The organism is Kineococcus indalonis (assembly GCF_009906395.1).
In the GTDB taxonomy this organism is placed as follows: domain Bacteria; phylum Actinomycetota; class Actinomycetes; order Actinomycetales; family Kineococcaceae; genus Kineococcus; species Kineococcus indalonis.
The window spans coordinates 1-1,244 of sequence record NZ_JAAALM010000792.1 but is presented as its reverse complement, the minus strand read 5'-3'; the positions used below and the strand labels follow the sequence as shown (position 1 = coordinate 1,244).

The 1,244-nt window shown below is 78.0% G+C and carries 2 protein-coding genes; one reads left to right on the top strand and one right to left on the bottom strand.

Going from position 1 to position 1,244, the window contains the following annotated elements:
- The first annotated feature begins 217 nt into the window (after window positions 1-217).
- Entirely contained in the window at window positions 218-841 is a 624-nt protein-coding gene (locus tag GTR00_RS21145; protein ID WP_166613479.1) for a TetR/AcrR family transcriptional regulator, read from the top strand.
- 9 nt (window positions 842-850) lie between these two features.
- Here GTR00_RS21145 and GTR00_RS21140 read toward each other — a convergent pair.
- On the bottom strand, window positions 851-1,244 hold a 394-nt coding region (locus GTR00_RS21140), incomplete at its 5' end, for an anti-sigma factor (RefSeq protein WP_166613478.1).

Sequence of the window (1,244 nt, the reverse complement as noted above, 5' to 3'; positions counted from 1 at the left end):
GTGCTCGACATCGCAGTGATCTCCAGGGCGTGCGACGGGGAGGGGGCGCCGGCGGGACGGCACGACCGCGCGGCACCCGGCTCGTCCTCGGACCGGTCACCGCCCGGGAGTTTCGACCCCCCTGACGAGGGCCACAAAGTAGCCATAGCTTGACCACTCGGTCAAGCAAGTCCCGGGTGGGCGCACGACGGGCCCACGACCTCGTTAACCTCGCGCCGTGGCGGAGGCGGGCAGCGAGGGGACCGGGCGCGTGGACGGGCGGCGCCTGCGCTACCGGCACCGGCGCGAGGAGCTGCTGCAGGCGGCCACCGACCACGTGCTCGCGCACGGCATGGCGCAGCTGTCGCTGCGCCGCGTCGCCGAGAGCGCCGGCGTCAGCCACGCCGCGCTGCTGCACCACTTCGGCACCCGCGAGGCCCTCGTCGCCGAGATCGTCGAGCGGGTGCTGGACCGCGCGTTCACCTCGCCGGAGCTGCTCGCGGGCCGGCCCGAGGGCGGTCCGCTGCGGGCGCTGTGGCGGCACGCCACCTCCGGCCGCGGCGAGCAGTACGTGCGCCTGTTCCTGGCGATCACCGGCGGGGCCCTGCACGACGAGGCGCTGGCCGGCGCGGTGGGCCGCTCGGTGCGCCAGCGCACCGGGCTGCTGCAGGCCGGGCTGGTGGAGGAGGGCTGCCCGCCCGGCGAGGCGGCCGCGGTGGCCACGCTGGTGCTGGGGACCATGCGCGGCCTGGTGCAGGACCGGTTCGTCACCGGCGACACCGCGCGCACGGACGCGGCGTTCGAGGTGTTCGTGCGCGGCGTGGAGCTGCGGGTGGCGTCCTGGCGGGCGCAGCGGGGCTGAGCGCGCCCCTCAGGCGCCGAGGTCCAGCTCGCCGCGCAGCACGCTGTCGGAGGAGTGCCCGGGGTCGCCGTCCAGCGGCTCGCGCGAGACGTCCACCACGCGGAAGCGCGACAGGTCCACCGCCTCGGGCAGCGCCACGTCCAGCCGCTCGCCGGTGAGCGTGCCCAGCGAGAGCAGCCCGCCGTCGGGGTCCAGCAGCCACACCTCCAGCACGCCGTCGCCCGCGGCCGCCACGTCGCGCACGCCGACGTCGAGGCGGCGGTGGCCGTCGACGCGGGCCACGGTCGCCTCGCCGCCGGCGGCGCCGTCGCCGCCCAGGGGCAGCAGCGCCGCGGAGGCCAGCACGGCACCGGCGCCCGGGTCCGCGGTGGGGCCCGAGGTGGGGCTCGCGGTGGGGCCGGCC